The 289-nt window shown below is 37.4% G+C and carries 1 pseudogene; it reads left to right on the forward strand.

What is annotated here, in order from left to right:
• Positions 1-35: 35 nt before the first annotated feature.
• Positions 36-289: pseudogene (locus tag ACSG5Z_RS31570) on the forward strand (methyl-accepting chemotaxis protein); the annotation flags it as partial.

Here is a 289-nt window from a genome sequence, read left to right on the forward strand (position 1 = left end):
TTATAATACAACGAGAAGGGGATGCTTGGGGGAAGATGTTAAGAAGTTTACGTTTAAAAATTGCGGTAGTATTTTCGGTACTTATTTCTATGTTGTTCGTAATATTAGGTACAGCTATGTATCAATTACAGAAAGTGAAGGAAGTGCGCTCCTTAGACCAGTATTCTCAAAATACGATGGATCTTGTGACAGAGCAACTTACGACATTTATTCAAAGAACGGATGTAGATATGGGGTATTATGCGAACAGTGAGATGATTCGTAATATGCTTCAAGACGGAGTTACTCC

It is taken from the genome of Bacillus pretiosus (assembly GCF_051294775.1).
GTDB classification, from domain to species: Bacteria; Bacillota; Bacilli; order Bacillales; family Bacillaceae_G; genus Bacillus_A; species Bacillus_A wiedmannii.